An 865-nucleotide genomic window follows, 5' to 3' on the forward strand; every position below is an offset into this window, starting at 1 on the left:
TACTAACTTTTTCATTAGTAAAGCGACAGGTGTTTGATATACTTGCGGCATGAAATGCACACGAAAATCCGATGGCCGCGCTCTCGATCATCACGCCCTGCAGGTTATGCGACAGCAGGCGGTCAAGGCGGTTCGAGATGGACAAGACGTTGCTTCGGTGGCACATGCCCATGGCGTTAACCGCCGAACTGTATATCGTTGGGTTGCCGATTACACCAATGGTGGACAAAAGGCGCTGCTGGCAAAGCCAATCCCGGGTCGCCCCTCCAAGATTACTGAGGATGAACTCGCCTGGCTTGCGAACGCAGTCAAAGACAATACGCCGTTGCAGTTCAAGTTTGAGTTTGGTCTGTGGACATTGTCTCTGATCGCTGCATTGATTCACCGCCAGTTTGGCAAGAAACTGTCGCTGGCGACTGTTAGTCGGATCATGAGGAATCTGGGTTTTACAGCACAGAAACCTCTTTACCAGGCCTGGCAGCAAGACCCTGTGCTGGTTCGGAAATGGGAAAACGAGATCTACCCGAGCATTCGTGCGGAAGCGAAGGCTGTGGGCGCAACCATCTATTTTGCAGATGAATCCGGTATTCGCTCTGATTATCACACGGGCACGACCTGGGCACCGAGGGGGCAGACACCGGTTGTAACAAAGACTGGTGCGCGATTTTCTCTCAATCTGATCTCGGCGGTGAGCCCTCGCGGAGAATTCCGATTCATGGTGCACGAAGGGTCTGTCAACGCAGAGGTATTCGTGACCTTTCTGAAGCGCTTGATGGCGGGCGCGAAGAAGCCGGTTTTCCTGATTGTTGATGGCCATCCGATTCACAAGTCTCGCAAGGCGAAGCAGTACATTGAGTCCCAGAAG

General features: G+C 52.9%; 1 protein-coding gene. It reads left to right on the plus strand.

Annotated features, from left to right (window positions below; all coding sequences use genetic code 11):
- Positions 1-49: 49 nt before the first annotated feature.
- Positions 50-865, plus strand: an 816-nt coding sequence (locus ACYVGS_RS17740; RefSeq protein WP_460590029.1) for an IS630 family transposase, incomplete at its 3' end; no start/stop codon positions are given.

The sequence above is a fragment of the Haliea atlantica genome (genome assembly GCF_054779855.1).